Below are 16,925 nucleotides of genomic sequence, written 5' to 3' on the forward strand. Positions count from 1 at the left end.
CCGGCCTACAATGTCATACATTGGTTACGGCTGGGGAACGAACATGCGGATGACGATCAAGCTGAAGATGGGCGCGACCTTCGCCGTCCTGGTGCTGCTGCTGATCGCGGTCGTCTGGATCGGGATCAGCCGGATGGGGGCGCTCGACAAGGCGATCGACGACCTCATCCGCGGTCCGGTCAAGCGGCTGGAGATCGCGCAATCCTTCGTCATCAGGACCAATGTCGTCGTCCGTCAGGAAAAGAACCTCGCGCTGACCGAGGACCCGATGCAGATGCGGCAATTGGACACTGATCTGATGGCCGCGCGCGGCGAGGCGCAGAAACTGCTGGCGAGCGGTCTGGCCGGGGCGAGCGACAGGGAGCGCCCGCTGTGGCAGCAGGCGCAGGCGAAATGGCTCGAATATATGCCGGTCAACGATCAGGTGCGCGCGCTCGGCCTCGCCAACAAGAACGCCGAAGCCGGTGCGCTGTCGGTCAATCAGTCGCGCCGGCTGGTCAATGCGCTGGCGCTGATCTCGGATCAGATCGTCGATCAGGCGCGCGCGCAGATGGTCGCGGCCAATGAATCGACGCAGGTGCTGTACGATGCGGCGCGGCGGACGTTGCTGGTCACCGCCGGCTTCGCCTTGCTGATCGCGATCGCCGGCGCCTTCTGGCTGTCGCGGATCGTCGCGCGCGGATTGCAGGACGCGGCGGGCGCGATCGAATCGGTGTCGACGGGCGATCTGCAGACCGAGGTGCGCACCAGCGGCGATGACGAGATCAGCGATCTGGTCGATACCGTCAACACCATGTCGGGCCGCCTGCGCACCGTGGTGCGCAGCATCGGCGAGGCCGCGCACAAGGTTGCGGCGGGCAGCATGCAATTGTCCGCCTCGTCGGAACAGGTGTCGCAGGGCGCGACCGAACAGGCCGCGGCGGCCGAGGAAGCGTCGGCGTCGATGGAGCAGATGGCGGCCAACATCAAACAGAATGCCGACAATGCCGCGCAGACCGAGAAGATCGCGCGCCAGTCGGCAAGGGATGCCGAGGACAGCGGCGTCGCGGTCGATCGCGCGATGCAGGCGATGCGCACGATCGCCGAGAAGATCGGCATCGTCCAGGAGATCGCGCGGCAGACCGACCTGCTCGCGCTCAACGCCGCGGTCGAGGCGGCGCGCGCCGGCGACCACGGCAAGGGCTTCGCGGTCGTCGCGGCGGAGGTGCGCAAGCTCGCCGAGCGCAGTCAGGCCGCCGCGGCGGAGATCGGTGCGGTCTCCTCCGACACCGTCGTCGCGGCGACGCAGGCGGGCGACATGCTGACCCGCCTGGTGCCCGATATCCGCCGCACCGCCGAACTGGTCGCCGAGATCAGCGCCGCGTGCCGCGAACAGGACCTCGGCGCGCATCAGGTCAATCAGGCGATCCAGCAACTCGACACGGTGACGCAGCAGAATGCCGCCGCCTCGGAGCAGATTTCGGCGACGTCGGAAACGCTCGCCGACCAGGCGGAGGAATTGCAGCAGAGCATCGCCTTCTTCCGGTTCGACGACAGCGGCGCGGCCGCGACCAAAGCGGTCGCGCCAAAGCGCAAGCGCAGGCCCATCGTCGCCACGCCACGCCGGCCGGCGATCAAGGGCACCAAGTTGGCGAAGCTGGTCGAACCCAGACCGGGGTCGGTGCTCGACCAGCAGGCGCGCGTGCGCGGCTTCGCGCTCGACCTGACCAGCGGCGGCCCGGATGCCGAGGATGCCGATTTCGGTCAGGTGGCGTGAGGTCGCCGGGCGGCGTCAGGGCGTGATCTCGCCCTCGTCGCTGCCGTCCCAATAGCGGATGCGCGCAGCGTCGACGCGGATCATCACTATGCCGGGCGTGTCGATGCCGTCGGGAAAATAGCGGTCGAGATCCTTGGTCCAATGGTCGGCGAACGCCTGGCGGTCTTCGATCAGCGCGGCCTTGCCCTCGACGGTGACGAACAGCGGCGGCCCGCCGAGCATCCCGGCCGCCCCGGTATAAGTGAGCGTCGTGTGCGGATCGTCGCGCAGGTCGGCGACCTTGCGCGACTCCTCGTACGAGAAGAAATAGCTGTCGCCCTGATAGTCGACGTCGCCGTTGTTGCTCATCGGTCGCGCGGTGATGACGCCGGCCGCCGAGCGGGTGGCCATCATCGCAAAGTCGAGCTTGGCCATCTTCTTCGATAGATCGTGGAGGGTGAGGTCCGTCATGCGGCAGGTCCTTTGCTGGGCGCGAAGGTGCGATGGGCACCGGCGGCTGCAACGAACGCAGGCACCGTTCGGGTGCGTCGCCCGCCCCCCAAGCCCATATCGCCGCAACGAACAATCGGTTATGGACTAAGATGCTGCTTTATCATGATACTCTGGCTCCCGCCGCGGCACGGGGGCCGGCACCATAGGATCCGGAATGCCTGTTGCGCATTGTGTCTCGAGCACGGCGGGGACGATCCTCGTCGCGGACAGCAATTTCTGCCGCCTGCTGCGGCGCCCGCATGCCGAACTGATCGGCGCCTCCTACCGGTCGATCACCGTCGCCGAGGACCTCGGCAAGAGCGCCGACATGCTCGACGCCCTCGTCGACAAGGCGGCGCCGACCCGGCTGCGCAAACGCTATTGGCGGCCCGACGGCACGACCGTCGAGGTCGATCTGCTCGTCTCGCGCTTCGATGCGGCGGGGCATCTGGTCTCGACGCTGTCGTGGCGCGAGGACGACGGCGCGCGCGACACGCCGCTGCGCATGTGGAAAGCGGCGCTGCGCCTCAAGCACCTCTACAGCCTCAAGATGGAGGAATTCGGCCGCGAGTTGTTCGGCGATTACCCCGGCCTGATCCTGCTCGACCTCTATCTCGCCGAGGCCGAGGGGCGGCTGGCGTCGCTCGCCGACCTCGCCGGATCGACCGGCCTGCCGACCGAGGCGGTGCAGCGCTGGCTGCGGGTACTGGGGCAGCGCCGGCTGGTGCAGTCGTCCGCGGGATCGGCGACCGTGCAACTGGGCCATGACGGCCTCGGCAAGGTCGAACGGCTGCTCACCGCGGCGCTCCAGCCGGTCGACTAGCCGGGCGGCATTCAGCTTGTGGACTGCGGTAATTCCTCCCCCGCCAGGGGGAGGTGGCATGCCGCAGGCATGACGGAGGGGGAGGTAAGCGACACGTCCGTTCCGTGTCCTCCCCCTCCGTCACGGCTTCGCCGCGCCACCTCCCCCTGGCGGGGGAGGAATTTTAGCTGAATTCCGAATGTCGATTTCGTCTGGGGCCGAGCGACGTTGTTTGGTGCCGCTACCTCGCCACCCGCGGTCCGTCACCCCGGACCTGATCCGGGGTCCCGCTCCGTCCTCGACGGGCGCCTATCGGCAGGAAGCGGGAGCCCGGGGGTGACGGGGGCGGAGCTATGGCGTCCGTGCCACACCTGCTGGGATAAGTGCCTCCAAAATCAAGATGTATTTACTTTAGGAAAGGATTGGTATTATCCAGGTCTGGTGAGGACCTGATTTGGTTCCGACCGCCAGGACAGTTTTCGGTAGCGTTACCAGGCGGCGAAAAGAGAGGGAGAGGCGTGTTGATTCACTCGGTTTCGCGTATCGCATTGATCGGTGCGATGGGGCTTTGGACCCTGCCGGCGACGGCGCAGCAGGCGCCCGCGACGCCTCCGGCCTCCCCCGATGCCACCACCCAGGCGGCGCAGGTCGATCCGCAGCCCGGCGCCGACGCCGAGGTCGCCTCCGACACCCGCGCCGCGGCGATCGCCGGCCAGTCGGGCGACGCGCCCAGCTCGGGCGAGATCGTCGTCACCGGTACGCGCATCAACCGCCCCAATGTCACCTCGGCCGCGCCGATCACCTCGGTCACGCAGCAGGACATCCGCGCGCAGGCGCCGGTCAACGTCGAGGACGTGCTCAACCGCCTGCCGCAGGTCGCGCCCGACAGCCAGCAGACCTATAACGATTCCGACGGTCGCCAGCGCATCAAGCTGCGCACCCTCGGCTTCGAGCGGACGCTGGTGCTGATCGACGGCAAGCGCCTCGGCACGCAGAACGGCCAGGACGTCGGCATCATCCCGCCGTCGCTGCTCGAGCGCGTCGACGTGCTCACCGGCGGTGCCTCGTCGGTCTATGGTTCGGACGCGGTCGCCGGCGTCGTCAACTTCGTCCTGCGCAAGGATTTCGAGGGCGTCCAGCTCGACGCCAACTACAATTTCTACAATCACAACAACAAGGACACGATCGTCTCGCCGCTCGCCCGTGCGGCCGGTTTCGGCAGCCCGCGCGGCCTGACCAACGACGGCGGCCGTGCCGACGTCACGCTGACCGCCGGCACCAAGCTGCTCGACGGCAAGCTCCACCTCAGCGGCTTCGTCAATTATCGCAAGACCGACGAGGTCCCCCTCACCTCGCGCTCGAACGCGGGCTGCTACATCACCCAGTTGCAGCTCAACGGCCCGCTGTCGTGCGGCCTGACCCCGAGCAGCTCGACCAGCGGCCTGATCACGCCGCAGGCGGGCGCCAACAAGGGCGGCCAGTTCGTCAACAATCCCGACGGTTCGCGCAATTTCGTGCCGTTCGCCGCAGGCCCCGGCAATGCGTCGAACTATTTCAGCGGCTATGCCTATCAGCGGCCGTCCGAGCGGGTGAACGCCGGCGGCTTCGCGACGCTCGAACTCGCCCCCGAGGCCGAGCTGTATGCGTCGGGAATCTGGTTCCGCGACAAATCGTACAACAACTATCCGACGATCGCGAGCGGCACCGTCAACGTCAACTGCAGCAACCCGTATCTGTCGGGCACGCAGGCGACCACGATCGGCTGCGGCGCCGGCACCGCCAGCGTCCCCGTCACGCTCGCCTATCGCCTCGGCGAGAACAGCGACCGGCCGGACACCTATGTCAACACCGGCGTCCGCCTGACCGGCGGTGTCCGCGGCAAGGTCGGCGATGCCTGGACCTATGACGTGGGCGGCGTCTACGCGCGCAACCATCAGGACTACATCCCGAGCTTCGGCATCCCCGGCAACTTGCAGAATGCGGTCAACGTCGGCGGCACCGCGGCGGCACCGACCTGCGCGAGCGGCGCGGCGGGCTGCGTGCCCTTCGACATCTTCAGCGCCGGCAACACCGACCCCGCGCTGATCAACTATCTGTTCGGCACCGGCACGTCGGTGACCACCGGCACGCTGTACGACGTCCAGGCGAACATGACCGGCGACCTCGGCAAATACGGCATCACCTCGCCGTTCGCCGAACAGGGTCTGGCGATCGCGCTCGGCACCGAATATCGCAAGGACACTCTGTCGTCGCGCGCCGACACCGCCTATCGCAGCGCGCTCGGCGGCAACGACACCTATCTCAGCCAGGACGTCTGGGAAGCCAATGTCGAGGTGCAGGCGCCGCTCGTCGAGCACAAGCCGTTCGCCGAGCTGGTCCAGCTCAACGGCGGCTATCGCGTCTCCAAATACAGCAGCAATCCCAGCACCTTCAACACCTGGAAGGTCGAGGGCGTCTATGCCCCGGTCCGCGACCTGACCTTCCGCGCCTCGTTCAACAAGGCGCAGCGCGCGCCGACCGTCGTCGAGATCCGCCAGGCGAGCAACATCGAGTTCGCGGGCGGCGGTTCGGGCACGTTCAACGACTTCTGCGCGCCGACCGTCACCACCGGCGCCAACGGCGTCACCTATGGCGCGCCGATCGCCTCGCGCGAAGTGTGCCGCGCGACCGGCCTGTCCGATGCGCTCTACGGCAGCCAGACGCTGCTGTGCAGCAACGGCACCTCGCCCAACGGCACCGCCGCCTGTTCGGTGCGCTCGGGCGGCTTCACCGCCGATCCGGAGACCGCCTACACCCAGACCTATGGCCTGGTGGTCAAGCCGCGCTTCATCAAGGGGCTCGTCTTCTCGGTCGACCGCTACCGGATCAAGATCGACAATTCGCTCGGCTACAACGACTATAGCTATTACACCGACGGCTGCCTGCGCTCGGGCGGCGACCAGTTCTTCTGCCAAGGCATCGTCCGCAATCCGACCACCGGCACGCTCTTCGCCAACGGCACGAACGCGACCACCGGCTTCATCCGCCAGGGCACGACGAACTATTACACCTCGATCGCGCAGGGCTGGGACTTCCAGGCGCAGTACGCGCTCGACCTCGACACGATCGGCCGGCTTGACTTCGGCTTCAACGGCTCGCTGACCACCTTCGCCGGCGGCCAGGATTCGCCGGTGCAGCCCGAGCGCAATTGCGCGGGCTATTACGGCAACGGCTGCGGTCAGCTAATCCCCAAGTGGAGCCATGGCCTGCGCACCACCTATACGACGATGGACAAGAAGTTCAGCGCATCGTTCAACTGGCGCTATGTCGGTTCGCTGACCAACGCCAACAATTCGGGCGATGCGGCGATCGGCGGCACCCCGGAGCGGGCGCTGACCAATTACTATCGCGTCGCGCCGGCGAGCTATTTCGACCTCGCGCTCAACTTCGCGATCGCCAAGCAGTTCGCGCTGCGCTTGATCGCCAACAACCTGCTCGACAAGAGCGCACCGATCGTGCCCGATTCGTACAACATCAGCCTGGCACGCAGCAACACCATCCCCCAGCGCTACGACTCGCTGGGCCGCAACATCGCGATCGGCACGACGATCAACTTCTAAGCCTCGCACAGACCTGAAAGGGGCCTGCCGGACGTTCCGGCGGGCCCTTTTTCAATCGATTCCGAGCAGCCGGAAGCGCTCGTCGAGATGCGGGGCGATCTTCAGCGCCGCGGCGCGGTCGGTGTCGGCCGCGCTCGTCTGGCCGAGATGGCGTTCGGCGAGACCGCGGCCGTAGAGCGACCAGGCGTCGCGCGGCGCCAATGCGATGCTCGCCGCATAATCCTCGATCGCCTTGGCATAATCGCCCATCCGCAACCGGATCAGCCCGCGTGTGTCGAGGAAGCGCGGGTTATCGCGGCGTTGGCGGATCGCGCTGTCGGCATCGGCGAGCGCCGCGGCGAGATCGCGATCGGCGAGCGCGCGCGCCCAGGCGCGGTCATTGAGCGCGACCGGCTTGCGGCTGTCGTCGGGATGGACGTGGAGCCAGCCGTCGAACTGCGCGATGGCACGATCGAACCGGTCGATGTCGCCATAGAGCGAGCCGAGCGCCAGCCGCAGGTCCGACGCCGCGGGAGCGGCGCGATCCGCCGCCTCGATATCCTCCGTCGCGGCGGGGCGGTCGTGCGCCGCCAGCCGCATCCGCGCGCGCAGCACGTGCGCCTCGGCATCGTCGGGGGTGAGCGCCAGTGCCTTGTCGAGATCGTCGTGTGCCGCGCCGGTCTGACGCTCCATCAGCCGCACGGTGGCGCGCTGGTAATAATAATGGCCTTGCTGCGGCGCGAGGCGGATCGCCTCGGTAAGGTCGGCGTCGGCCTGGGGATATTGGTGACGTGCGGCGAACACCATGGCGCGCTGCGCCAGACCGGCATCGTCCTTGGGATCGAGCGTCGTCGCGGGCAAGGCGAGCACGGCGCCATTCTGGTCGACCGCGCGCGCAGGGGTGACGTCGAACACCGGCCCGCCGTCGTAGGTGAAGAACATGCGATGCTCGGCATTGGCGATATAGATGCGGTGCGACAGGAAGAAATCGACGCCGATCAGCATGTCGACATCGGGCACGCCGATGTCGCCGATGCGCAGCTTGGTGTGGTGGATTTGCTCCCCGCCGATCGTGAAGGCGTCGAACGGCGCGAGCCAGGTCCGCACGACGTGGCGGCCGATGCCACGGCTGTACCCCGCGGCGACGACGCCGGGGCTGGTCGGGGTGATACCGGCGCGCGCCGCGGCGGCCAGCGACAGGATCGTGCTTCCGGCACCGGTGTCGAAGACCGCACGGATCTTGGCGCCGTTGAGCAGCACGGTGGCGATCGTATGCGGCTGGTGGACGTCGCGCGGCAGGATCGCCAGCTCCGATACCGGCCGCCCGCCCGCCCAATACGCGAAATCGACGTGCGTGCAGCTCTTGGGGCGCAGCAGCCGGATCGCGCCATGGCCGAGGTCATATTCGACGTCGCCGATGCCGAGCACGTTCTGGCCGAGCAGCCCGGTGCCCGGCCCGACCTCGCTGCCGCCGACGATGAAGGGAATATCATGCAGCGGGATACCGGCGAGCGTCAGCGTCTTGACCCGCGCCAGCTCGGCCTGCGCGCTGCCGCCGATGCCGTGGATCTGATAGCCCGGCGGCAGCATCGACAGCGACAGGCCCAATTGCCTGGCGTTGCCCGGCGAGATGCTGCTGAAAAAGGCACCGCTGTCGGCGATGAAGCGCACCGGCTGGCCGTTGACCTGCGCGTCGACCATCGGCTTTTCGCCGACCATCGTCACCTTGAGCTCGGCGAGCTGCGCCACCTCGCATTTCGCCCAGGCGGTACCGGGCATCGCGAGGGCGAGCGACAGCAGGGCGAGCCGGGCGAAGGACATGCGGCATTCTCCTCCCGCGGGTGCGCGCGGGGCGGGAGGAGAATGCTGTCGCCGCTGCCGTCAGGCAAATGACAAAGGTGTCAGGGGGGGCGAGTGCCGTTTCTGCGTGCTCGTGCGTTCCCGTGGCACAGCAGAGGACAAGACGATGAACCCGACACGCATTCCGGGCAACGAGCCCGATCCCGGCGATATGTCCACCGAGCCGGGCATCGGCATGCCCAACGACAATCCGGCGGAGCATGACCTGCCGGATGACGAGGCCGACAAACTGGGCAATTTCGCCTAGGTGAACGTCCGGGTCGTCCGTCTGGCCGATCCGGGCGATCACATCGCGAGCCGCAGGGATGCGCGCACGGTTCGCGGCGCGCCGGGGAAGACCCATAACCTGCTGTAGGAACTCGCGGCATAGCGGGCGTCGAACAGGTTGTCCGCTTCGAGCCGGACGCGCAGCGCGTCGGACAGTGGCGCCTCGATCGCGGCCTTCGCCTTGATATAATCGGGCAGCACCAGCACCAGCGGCACGGCGTCGAGCGATCCGGCGCGGTTCCCGACATAGCCGATGCCGCCGCTGAGCTGCCATATGTGGTTCGCGACCGGCAGGCGGTGCACGACGAGCATGGTGCCGGCATGGCAGGGAATGCCGAGGACCCGCGGCGTTGCGGGTGTCCGTCTTCTCGACCGGTGACGCGGATGTCCTCTCGGCGGGGCCAGCGCGGAATCGCGTGCGCGACATGCACCGTGGCGATCGGCGGGCGATCGACGTAAACGGATGAACGATGACGCTGATGATCGGCACATGACATGAAGATCGGCCCGCTCTGGCTCAAGCTCCAGATCGCCTGTGGCGACGCCCTCGCTCTGGGGCCGGGCAAGGCCGACCTGCTCGACGCGATCGAGACGCATGGCTCGATCTCGGCGGCCGGGCGCGCGCTCGGCATGAGCTACCGGCGTGCCTGGCTGCTCGTCGACGAGATGAACCGTTGCTTCGATCCGCCGGTGGTCGAGACGCTGCGGGGCGGCGGGCTGGAGCGGGGTGCGCGCATCACCGACACCGGCATCCTCGTCCTGCAGGCGTATCGCGAGATGGAAGCGGAGGCGGCGACGATCGCCGATCGTCCGGCCTTTGCGCGGCTGCGCGCCAGCCTCCGGTCGGAGCCGCTGCCCCCCGCCGCACGCTGACATATTGCTCTATATACGCCTGAATACACAGTCGATATACGCCCGGATATAACGAGCGCGGACGCCCCGCGCCAAAGGGGTGTTCATCGATGTCCAAGCGTTTCGCGGTCTTGCTGTGCGCGGTCGCCATGCCTGTCGTCGCGGCACCCGCCGTCGCGCAAACGACCACCGCCGATACGACACAGGCCGAGGGCGCCGGGAATGCGGAAGACGTCGCCGACGTCATCGTCACGGCGCGGCGCCGCGCCGAGAAGGCGCAGGACGTGCCGGCCGCGCTGTCGGTGGTGGGCGGCGCGCTGATCGACCAGAGCTATACGGTCAACACGCAGGGGCTGACGACGCTGATCCCCAGCCTCAACTACAGCTCGGCCAATCCGCGCAACACCGCCTTCACCATCCGCGGCCTCGGGTCGAGCGTCGTCGCGGTCAGCCAGGCCAATGACGGGCTGGAGCCGGGCGTCGGCTTCTACGTCGACCAGGTCTATCACGCCCGCCCCGCCACCGCCGCGTTCGACTTCGCCGACCTCGAACAGGTCGAGGAATTGCGCGGTCCGCAGGGGACGCTGTTCGGCAAGAACACCACCGCCGGCGCGCTCAACATCACCACGCGCGCGCCGACCTTCACGCAGGAGGGCTTCGCCGAGCTGTCCTATGGCGAGCGCAATCTCGTCCAGGCCAGGGGCTGGGTGTCCGGCCCGATCACCGACGGCATCGCCTATCGCCTCTCGGGCGTCTCGACGCGCCGCGACGGCGTGATCGACAACATCCGCACCGGCCGCGACACCAATACGCTCGGCACGCAGGCGGTGCGCGGGCAATTGCTGTTCAAGCCCGACGACGCGATCCGGATGCGGGTCATCGCCGACTTCACCAATTTCCAGGCCTATTGCTGCGGACAGGTCTATCTGCGCACCGGCACCAGCCAGCGTGCCGCCAGCCGGCAGTTCGGCGGACCCGCCGGCCTCGCCGCGCAATTCGGCTACACGCCGGCGAGCACCAACCCCTATGACCGCGTCACCGACATCGACGGCCCCCTCGGCGTCGACACCAACGAAGGCGGGGTCAGCGCGATCACCGACTGGAACCTCGGTTTCGCGACGCTGACCTCGGTCAGCGCGTGGCGCTTCTGGAACTGGGATGCGGAGAACGACCGCGATTATACCGGCCTGCCGATCCAATCGTCGCAGCACATCCCCTCGCGGCAGGACCAATATAGCCAGGAGCTGCGCCTCGCCTCGAACGGCACCGGGCCGCTTTCGTATGTCGTCGGCCTGTACGGCTTCCGGCAGCGGATCGTCGGGCGGCCGATCAGCATCTACGGTCCCGCTGCGGCGCGCTATCTGATCGGCACGACGACGGGCACGGCCAACACGGCGGTGCCGGCCAATCTGCTCGACGGCTATGGCCAGGATGGCCGCACCGACTTCCGCAGCCGCAGCTATGCCGCGTTCGGCGAGGTCAATTGGCGGCTCCTCCCGCGCCTGACCGCGACGCTCGGCCTGCGCTACACGCAGGAGGACAAGGACGGCTATTACACCACCACCGTGTCCGGCGGTCCGGCGACGACCAATGCGGCGCTCGTCAACGCGCGCCTCGGCGTGCTGCGCGCGCAAAGCTATGAAGCGCACGACAGCGACGGCAGCCTGTCGGGACGCGGCAACATCGCGTGGCAGGCGACCGAAAACACCATGGCCTATGCGAGCTACGCCCGCGGCTTCAAATCGGGCGGGATCAACATGTCGGGTCTGCCGCTCGACAACAGCAATCGTCCGGTGCTGGCCACCGCGGTGGTGCGCCCGGAGCGCAACGAAACCTATGAGGTCGGGATCAAGAACACGCTGTTCGACCGGCGCCTGATCGTCAACATCGACGGTTTCTACACCAAGGTGCACGACTTCCAGGCGACCGTCGTCGAGAATTCGCTGACCCAGACGGTGCAGCTGCGCGGCTATCTCTCCAACATCCCCGAGGTGACGGTGAAGGGGATCGAGGCGGACGTCACCGCCGTCCTGCTGCCCGGCCTCAGCGCACGCACCAATGTCGCCTATTCGGATGGCACGTACAGCGATTATCCCGCCGGCCCCTGCCCGCTGGAGGTGCAGACCGCCGCGACGACGCAATGCAGCCTGACCGGCCGCCGCCTCGCCTCGCTGCCGCGCTTCGCCGTGACCGCGGGCCTGGATTACACCCGCCCGATCGGCAGCGGCGCGGCATTCGTCCACGTCGATACCGCCTCGCGCAGCGGCTATAACGGCGACCCCAGCCTGTCGCGCTTCACCTATATCCGCGGCTACAATCTGACCAACGCCAACATCGGCTATCGCTTCGCCGATGGCACCGAGGTGATCGTCTGGGCGCGCAACCTGCTGGATGCCGACTATATCCAGAATCTGACGATCCAGGCGGGCAATTCCGGCCTGATCCTCGGCTCGCCGAGCGACCCGCGTACCGTCGGTGGCACGGTGCGCTTCCGGATGTAGCGCGGTTCCGGTCGCGCCGCGTCGTGGGTCGAACCGCTCGGCCGGGCCTGTATGGCCAACGTAAGTTATTGATAACTTAAGAAGAGTTCAGGAACGTTGACGGTCCTCATACGCTCCAGCGCAGGCAAATAGCGTGCACCCGAGGAGAATGACGATGTCGACGCCCGAAGACCTGAAGGACGTGTACGCGGACGAATTGAAGGACCTTTGGTCGGCCAACGACCAGATGCAGAAGGTGCTGAAGAAGATCACCGCCAAGGCGAGCGACGCCACGCTGAAGGAGATGCTAACCAAGTCGCAGGACGGCATCTCCAAGCACACCGACATCCTGAAGGAGCTGATCGCCGGCCAGGACGAGAAGGTCTCCAAGGAGCATTGCAAGGGCATGGAAGGCCTGGTCGCCGAGGCGACCAAGCACGTGCTCGAGGAAGGACCCGAGAAGGGCCCGGTGCTCGACGTGCTGATCATCGCCCAATATCAGCGCATGACGCATTACGGCATCGCCGGCTTCGGCACCGCCGCGGCCTATGCCAAGGCGCTGGGGCTGAAGGACGACAACAAGGCGCTGCGCGAGGCCACCAAGGAGATCTACGGGGGCGATGAGTTCATGACGAAGCTCGCCGAGACCGCGGTCAACGCGAAGGCCGAAGAAGAGGCGTAACCATCGCCCCACCCCCGCCGGCATGCCGGCGGGGGTGTCGCCGCCCTGCGGCGACGAACACTACATTCCGGCCGCCGTCGGCCGCACGATGATCTCGTTGATATCGACGCCGTCGGGCTGCGCGAGCGCGTAGCGGATGGCGCGGGCGATCGCGTCGGGGGTGAGCGATTTTTGCCGCCACGTCGTCAGCGCGGTCGCGATATCCGGATCGGTGATGTCGTTGCCGAGCTCGGTCGCGACGACGCCGGGCGAGATGATCGTCGTGCGGATGTCGTCATGCTCCTGCCGGAGGCCTTCGGTGATGGCCCACACCGCATATTTGGTCGCGCAATAGACCGCCGCGCTGGGCATCACGAGGTGCGCCGCGATCGAGGCGACGTTGACGACATGCCCCGATCCCTGCGCGACGAAGCGCGGCAGCACCGCGGCGATGCCGTTGAGGACGCCGTGGATGTTGACGTCGATCATCCGCGTCCATTCGTCCTGTTTCAGCGCGGCGAGCGGCGAAAGCGGCATCACGCCGGCGTTGTTGACGAGCACGTCGATGCGCCCGAACCGCGCCTGTGCGGCGTCGGCGAAGGCGGTGAAGCTCGCCGCGTCGGTGACGTCGAGCGCCTGCCAGCCGACGTTGGCGCCGAACTCGGCCGCGAGCGCTTCCAGCCGCTCGGTCCGGCGCGCGCCGATGAACAGGCGCGCGCCCGTCGCGGCGAGTTCGCGCACCGTCGCCTCGCCGATGCCGCTGGAGGCACCGCTGATGAGAATGGTCTTGTCGATGACGTCGGTCATGATGTGTCCTTGCTGTCGCTGTGACACGACGCAGATGGCACCGGCGCCGGCAGGAGGGTGAGAGCGATCCCCCGGACGTGTTGCACGATCCTCCGAAAACCGTGGCGATGCGCTTGCGGGCGCGGCGGGATGCGGACACACAGCGGCGATGACCCGGATCGCTGACCTCGCCGCCCTCGTCGCGCGGCACATCACCCGCACCGGCATGGCGAGCACGGCGGTGAAGCGGCTGTCGCTGTTTCGTGCCGACGAGCCGACGGTGCCGCTGCCCGCGGTCTATGACGCGTCGCTTTGCCTGATCGCCCAAGGCGCCAAGCGCGTGTCGCTGGCGGATCGCAGCCTGGTCTACGATGCGACGCACTATCTGCTGGTGTCGGTCGACCTGCCCTTGGTCGGGCACGTGACCGAGGCCAGTGCCGAGGCGCCTTATCTGTGCTGCAAGATCGATATCGACCAAGCCGCGCTGGCGGACCTCATCCTAGCCGCGGGTGGCCGCGCGCCGAAGGCCGATTTGCCGGCGCTGGCGGTCTATCGCAGCGACGACGATCTGATCGATGCGGCGATCCGGCTGGTGCGGTTGCTGGAACGGCCCGAGGATATCCCGACGCTGGCACCGCTGATCGAGCGCGAGATCCTCTACCGCCTGCTCAGCGGCCCGCACGGCGCCGCGCTCCGCTACATGGCGGTCGCCGACAGTCACCTCAACCAGGTGAGCCGCGCCATCGCGCTCATCCGCAACGGCTTCGACCGGCAATTGCGCATCGACGACATCGCCGCGGCCGCGGGGATGAGTCCGTCGTCGCTGCACGAGCATTTCAAGGCGGTGACCAAGATGACGCCGCTCGAATATCAAAAGCAGCTCCGCCTGCAGGAGGCGCGCCGGCTCATGCTGTCGGAAGGGGCGACTGCGGGAAGCGCGGGCTTCGCCGTCGGCTATGACAGCGCGTCGCAGTTCAACCGGGAATATGCCCGCCTGTTCGGTGCCCCGCCGCGCCGGGATATCGAGCGGCTGCAGACCAGCGGCAGCCTGTTGATGCCGGTGTGACGCGCGTCACGGCCGTTCGCCATAAGCGCGGCGCTGGGCGATGGTGGCGCGGTCCCACCAGGCGCGGGCGAGCAGCGTGGCGATGCGCCCGGTCGCGGCGGTGCCGTAGCGGACGAGGATCGCCGGCCAGCCGCGATAATGGTCGGTTTCCCAGAAGGTCGCGGGGTCGGTGTCGATCAGCACCTCCTTGTCGGGAAGCGCGACGTGGAGGACGAAGCTCGCCGGGTCGGGCGCGGTGGTGGCGGCGAGCATCCGACCGCGGAACAGCAGCGCCGGCCGGCCATAGCGGCTGCCCTGTTCGACTCCCGGCAGCGCCAGTCCCGCCGCGACGACCTCCGCCCAATCCCTCATGCCGTCATTTGCGTTTGCAGGGAAAGGCGTCGCGCAGCGCGTCGCGGATGACGAAGGCCGGGGCGGCAGCGGCCTTCTTGTGCTTGCGCAGGTATTTGCGGGCCGAGGCCAGCACCTCGATATTGGAGGCGCGCGCCGGCGACGGGCAGATCTGGCGGGCGAGCGACAGCGTGTCGAAGACGCCGAGGATATAGCCGGTGCAGAAATTGGAGGTCGGGTCGTTGTCCTTGCCGCGGCATTGCTCGACGAGCTGGCCGGTGGTCAGCGCGCTCACCACCACCGGTCGGTCCGTTGCGGCCAGCAGGGCAAGCGTGAGCATCAGCATGATCGTTCCTTCGCATGGCCGCCCGGAAAGCCGGGGCGAGGCGGCAGCCTAGGTCAGAGCGACAGATAGCAAAAGGAGAAGGATGGTTCGCGCGGAGGCGCGGAGGCGCGGAGGTGTTGCGCTTGCCGCGCCCGTGGTGTTTCCCGTAGGGCCATGCGGCGGCAGGACCGCGCTAACTCATCCGATGCAGTCCTGCGCCCTCCGTGCCTCCGCGCGAACCTTCTTCAGGCGGTCGCGCCGAGATAGGGCAGCAGGCGCAGGCGGGGGAAGACGTCGTCGAGCGGCAGCGTGTCGGGCAGGATGTAGACGATGCCGCCCTTCTTCTGGAACAGCGGGCGCAGCGACTTGGTGTAGAAACCGGTGCCGACGTTGATGCAGCCGAAGCTGATCCGGTTGTCGTCCGGGGTCGGCGACAGCAAGCGGTCGACGCGATGCTCGCTCTTGTGGGTGGTGATCACCGCGTGCAGCGCGACCGAATTGGCATAATCGACCCAGAGCACGCGCTGGTTGCCGAAGGCGCGGCCGAATTTGGCAACGAACCGCCCCGCCGGCGTCGTCCGCTCGGCCGGGCCGATCTCCTCGAGCCGCTTGGCGCCGATCCCCGGCGAGGATTCGTCGCCGACGCCGATGCCGAGCAGCACCGGCGTCTCGCCGAGGAATTCGCCCTTGGCGCTGAACAGGAAGAGCGATGCGGTCGGCTTGTCGATCACCGCATAGGGCAGACCGGCATTGTCGTGCGCCGCGGCGACCCAGGCGATCACCCGGTTCGCCGCGTCCGAACGCGGCAGCGCCGGCACCACGACGGGTACGACGGGCTTTGCGATCTTGGCTTTGGCCGACTTGGCGACCTTGACCGCTTTGGCGCGGGGCGCGGTCTTGCCCGCGCCCGGCCGCGGCGCAATCGCCGCAGCCGGAACGGTCAAGGCGAGCGCGAGCAGCGCGGCAAGCGCCGCGTGGCCGCTGGACAGCCCTGTCGACACGATCTTGTTCAGCAGAGCCGTCCGGTGCCCTGGTGCTTAACCGCGGGGACGGCGGGCGCGCTGCTGCGCCTGCTGCTGGACCTGCTGGTCGAGACCGTCGACGCGGCCGTTGAGCTGGTCGATGCGCTGGCCGTTCTGCTGTGCCTGGCCCGCGGCGGCCTGCGCCTGGGCGAGCGCCTGGCCCGAGGTGCCCTCGACCGTGCGCAGACGGCCGTCCATGCCGTCGATACGGGTGTTGACGGTGGCGATCTGCTCCCGGACGAACCCCTTGGTCGCGCAGCCGCCGAGCGCGGTGGCACCGACCAGGATCACGACAACCGCGGAAGATTTGGGGAAATTCAGACGCATATACTCACCTTTCCAATATGGATCGCAGCAGACAGCTCAGGCTCGACGCCAATTGACAATCGATATCAGGCAAGACGTGCGCGTTCTGCGGCGGGGGTCGGGCGGCGTCCGGGCACCGATCAGGCCGATTGATCGGCTGCGGCAGACCCGGCGACACGCTTCATCCCGTCGCAACATCCTGCTGTTACGGGGCTTTAACGATCCATCGTCAGGATCGTTGCAATCGGCCGTCGGCTGATCGCGATCAAGGCATTCGTGCGGTTTCAGCGTGTTTGCCGCGTCGCGTTCGCCGGGGGGAGATGATAATGGTCGAACGGGATCAGCTGCCACGAAGGAACCGAT

16 protein-coding genes are annotated in these 16,925 nt (G+C 67.5%); 8 read left to right on the forward strand and 8 right to left on the reverse strand.

All coding sequences use genetic code 11. The annotated features are described in order from the left end of the window. Positions 1–43: 43 nt before the first annotated feature. The gene (locus SFC76_RS16730) at positions 44–1,756 is read left to right on the forward strand and encodes a methyl-accepting chemotaxis protein (protein WP_322850543.1); all 1,713 of its coding nucleotides are present in this window, start codon (positions 44–46) and stop codon (positions 1,754–1,756) included. Between the two features lie 15 nt (positions 1,757–1,771). Here the strand turns inward: SFC76_RS16730 and SFC76_RS16735 are convergent, their stop codons facing one another. Further along, entirely contained in the window at positions 1,772–2,206 is a 435-nt protein-coding gene (locus SFC76_RS16735) for a pyridoxamine 5'-phosphate oxidase family protein (protein WP_322850544.1), read from the reverse strand. Positions 2,207–2,402: 196 nt separating this feature from the next. On the opposite strand from SFC76_RS16735, the gene SFC76_RS16740 reads away from it, so the two are divergent. Beyond that, positions 2,403–3,050, forward strand: coding sequence for a PAS domain-containing protein (locus SFC76_RS16740; RefSeq protein WP_322850545.1), 648 nt, complete (start codon positions 2,403–2,405; stop codon positions 3,048–3,050). A 539-nt stretch (positions 3,051–3,589) separates the two neighbouring features. After that, positions 3,590–6,628, forward strand: coding sequence for a TonB-dependent receptor domain-containing protein (locus tag SFC76_RS16745; RefSeq protein WP_322850546.1), 3,039 nt, complete (start codon positions 3,590–3,592; stop codon positions 6,626–6,628). Between the two features lie 51 nt (positions 6,629–6,679). On the opposite strand, the gene SFC76_RS16750 is transcribed toward SFC76_RS16745, so the two are convergent. After that, on the reverse strand, positions 6,680–8,428 hold the full coding sequence (locus SFC76_RS16750) for an aspartyl protease family protein (protein ID WP_322850547.1): 1,749 nt from the start codon (positions 8,426–8,428) through the stop codon (positions 6,680–6,682). A gap of 145 nt (positions 8,429–8,573) precedes the next feature. Here SFC76_RS16750 and SFC76_RS16755 point away from each other — a divergent pair, with 145 nt between their 5' ends. Further along, a complete protein-coding gene (locus SFC76_RS16755; RefSeq protein ID WP_322850548.1) occupies positions 8,574–8,714 on the forward strand; it encodes a hypothetical protein in 141 nt (46 codons plus the stop codon). Positions 8,715–8,752: 38 nt separating this feature from the next. Here the strand turns inward: SFC76_RS16755 and SFC76_RS16760 are convergent, their stop codons facing one another. Beyond that, positions 8,753–9,046 (reverse strand): TonB-dependent receptor, encoded by a 294-nt coding sequence (locus tag SFC76_RS16760; RefSeq protein ID WP_322850549.1) that lies wholly within the window; start codon positions 9,044–9,046, stop codon positions 8,753–8,755. A gap of 183 nt (positions 9,047–9,229) precedes the next feature. Here SFC76_RS16760 and SFC76_RS16765 point away from each other — a divergent pair, with 183 nt between their 5' ends. The 3 genes from SFC76_RS16765 (at position 9,230) to SFC76_RS16775 (ending at position 12,748) form a co-directional block, all read left to right on the forward strand. Then, the gene (locus tag SFC76_RS16765; protein ID WP_322850550.1) at positions 9,230–9,607 is read left to right on the forward strand and encodes a LysR family transcriptional regulator; all 378 of its coding nucleotides are present in this window, start codon (positions 9,230–9,232) and stop codon (positions 9,605–9,607) included. An 89-nt stretch (positions 9,608–9,696) separates the two neighbouring features. After that, on the forward strand, positions 9,697–12,087 hold the full coding sequence (locus SFC76_RS16770; protein ID WP_322850551.1) for a TonB-dependent receptor: 2,391 nt from the start codon (positions 9,697–9,699) through the stop codon (positions 12,085–12,087). A gap of 154 nt (positions 12,088–12,241) precedes the next feature. Beyond that, positions 12,242–12,748 (forward strand): ferritin-like domain-containing protein, encoded by a 507-nt coding sequence (locus SFC76_RS16775; RefSeq protein ID WP_322850552.1) that lies wholly within the window; start codon positions 12,242–12,244, stop codon positions 12,746–12,748. 60 nt (positions 12,749–12,808) lie between these two features. Here the strand turns inward: SFC76_RS16775 and SFC76_RS16780 are convergent, their stop codons facing one another. After that, positions 12,809–13,534 (reverse strand): SDR family oxidoreductase, encoded by a 726-nt coding sequence (locus SFC76_RS16780; RefSeq protein WP_322850553.1) that lies wholly within the window; start codon positions 13,532–13,534, stop codon positions 12,809–12,811. Between the two features lie 148 nt (positions 13,535–13,682). Here SFC76_RS16780 and SFC76_RS16785 point away from each other — a divergent pair, with 148 nt between their 5' ends. Continuing rightward, positions 13,683–14,579 carry an AraC family transcriptional regulator gene (locus SFC76_RS16785; RefSeq protein ID WP_322850554.1) on the forward strand — a complete coding sequence of 299 codons (897 nt, stop codon included), beginning with the start codon at positions 13,683–13,685 and terminating at the stop codon, positions 14,577–14,579. A 6-nt stretch (positions 14,580–14,585) separates the two neighbouring features. Here the strand turns inward: SFC76_RS16785 and SFC76_RS16790 are convergent, their stop codons facing one another. From SFC76_RS16790 to SFC76_RS16805, 4 genes are all read right to left on the reverse strand, one after another. Beyond that, positions 14,586–14,930: a hypothetical protein gene (locus SFC76_RS16790; protein ID WP_322850555.1), complete on the reverse strand. Its 345-nt coding sequence runs from the start codon at positions 14,928–14,930 to the stop codon at positions 14,586–14,588. A 4-nt stretch (positions 14,931–14,934) separates the two neighbouring features. Continuing rightward, entirely contained in the window at positions 14,935–15,255 is a 321-nt protein-coding gene (locus tag SFC76_RS16795) for a Rap1a/Tai family immunity protein (RefSeq protein WP_322850556.1), read from the reverse strand. A 224-nt stretch (positions 15,256–15,479) separates the two neighbouring features. After that, positions 15,480–16,235, reverse strand: a complete 756-nt coding sequence (locus SFC76_RS16800; RefSeq protein WP_322850557.1) for a hypothetical protein — start codon at positions 16,233–16,235, stop codon at positions 15,480–15,482. Positions 16,236–16,271: 36 nt separating this feature from the next. Further along, positions 16,272–16,583 (reverse strand): hypothetical protein, encoded by a 312-nt coding sequence (locus tag SFC76_RS16805; protein ID WP_179944597.1) that lies wholly within the window; start codon positions 16,581–16,583, stop codon positions 16,272–16,274. Between the last annotated feature and the right edge of the window lie 342 nt (positions 16,584–16,925).

The sequence above is a fragment of the Sphingomonas sp. CD22 genome, from assembly GCF_034556155.1.
GTDB lineage: Bacteria > Pseudomonadota > Alphaproteobacteria > Sphingomonadales > Sphingomonadaceae > Sphingomonas.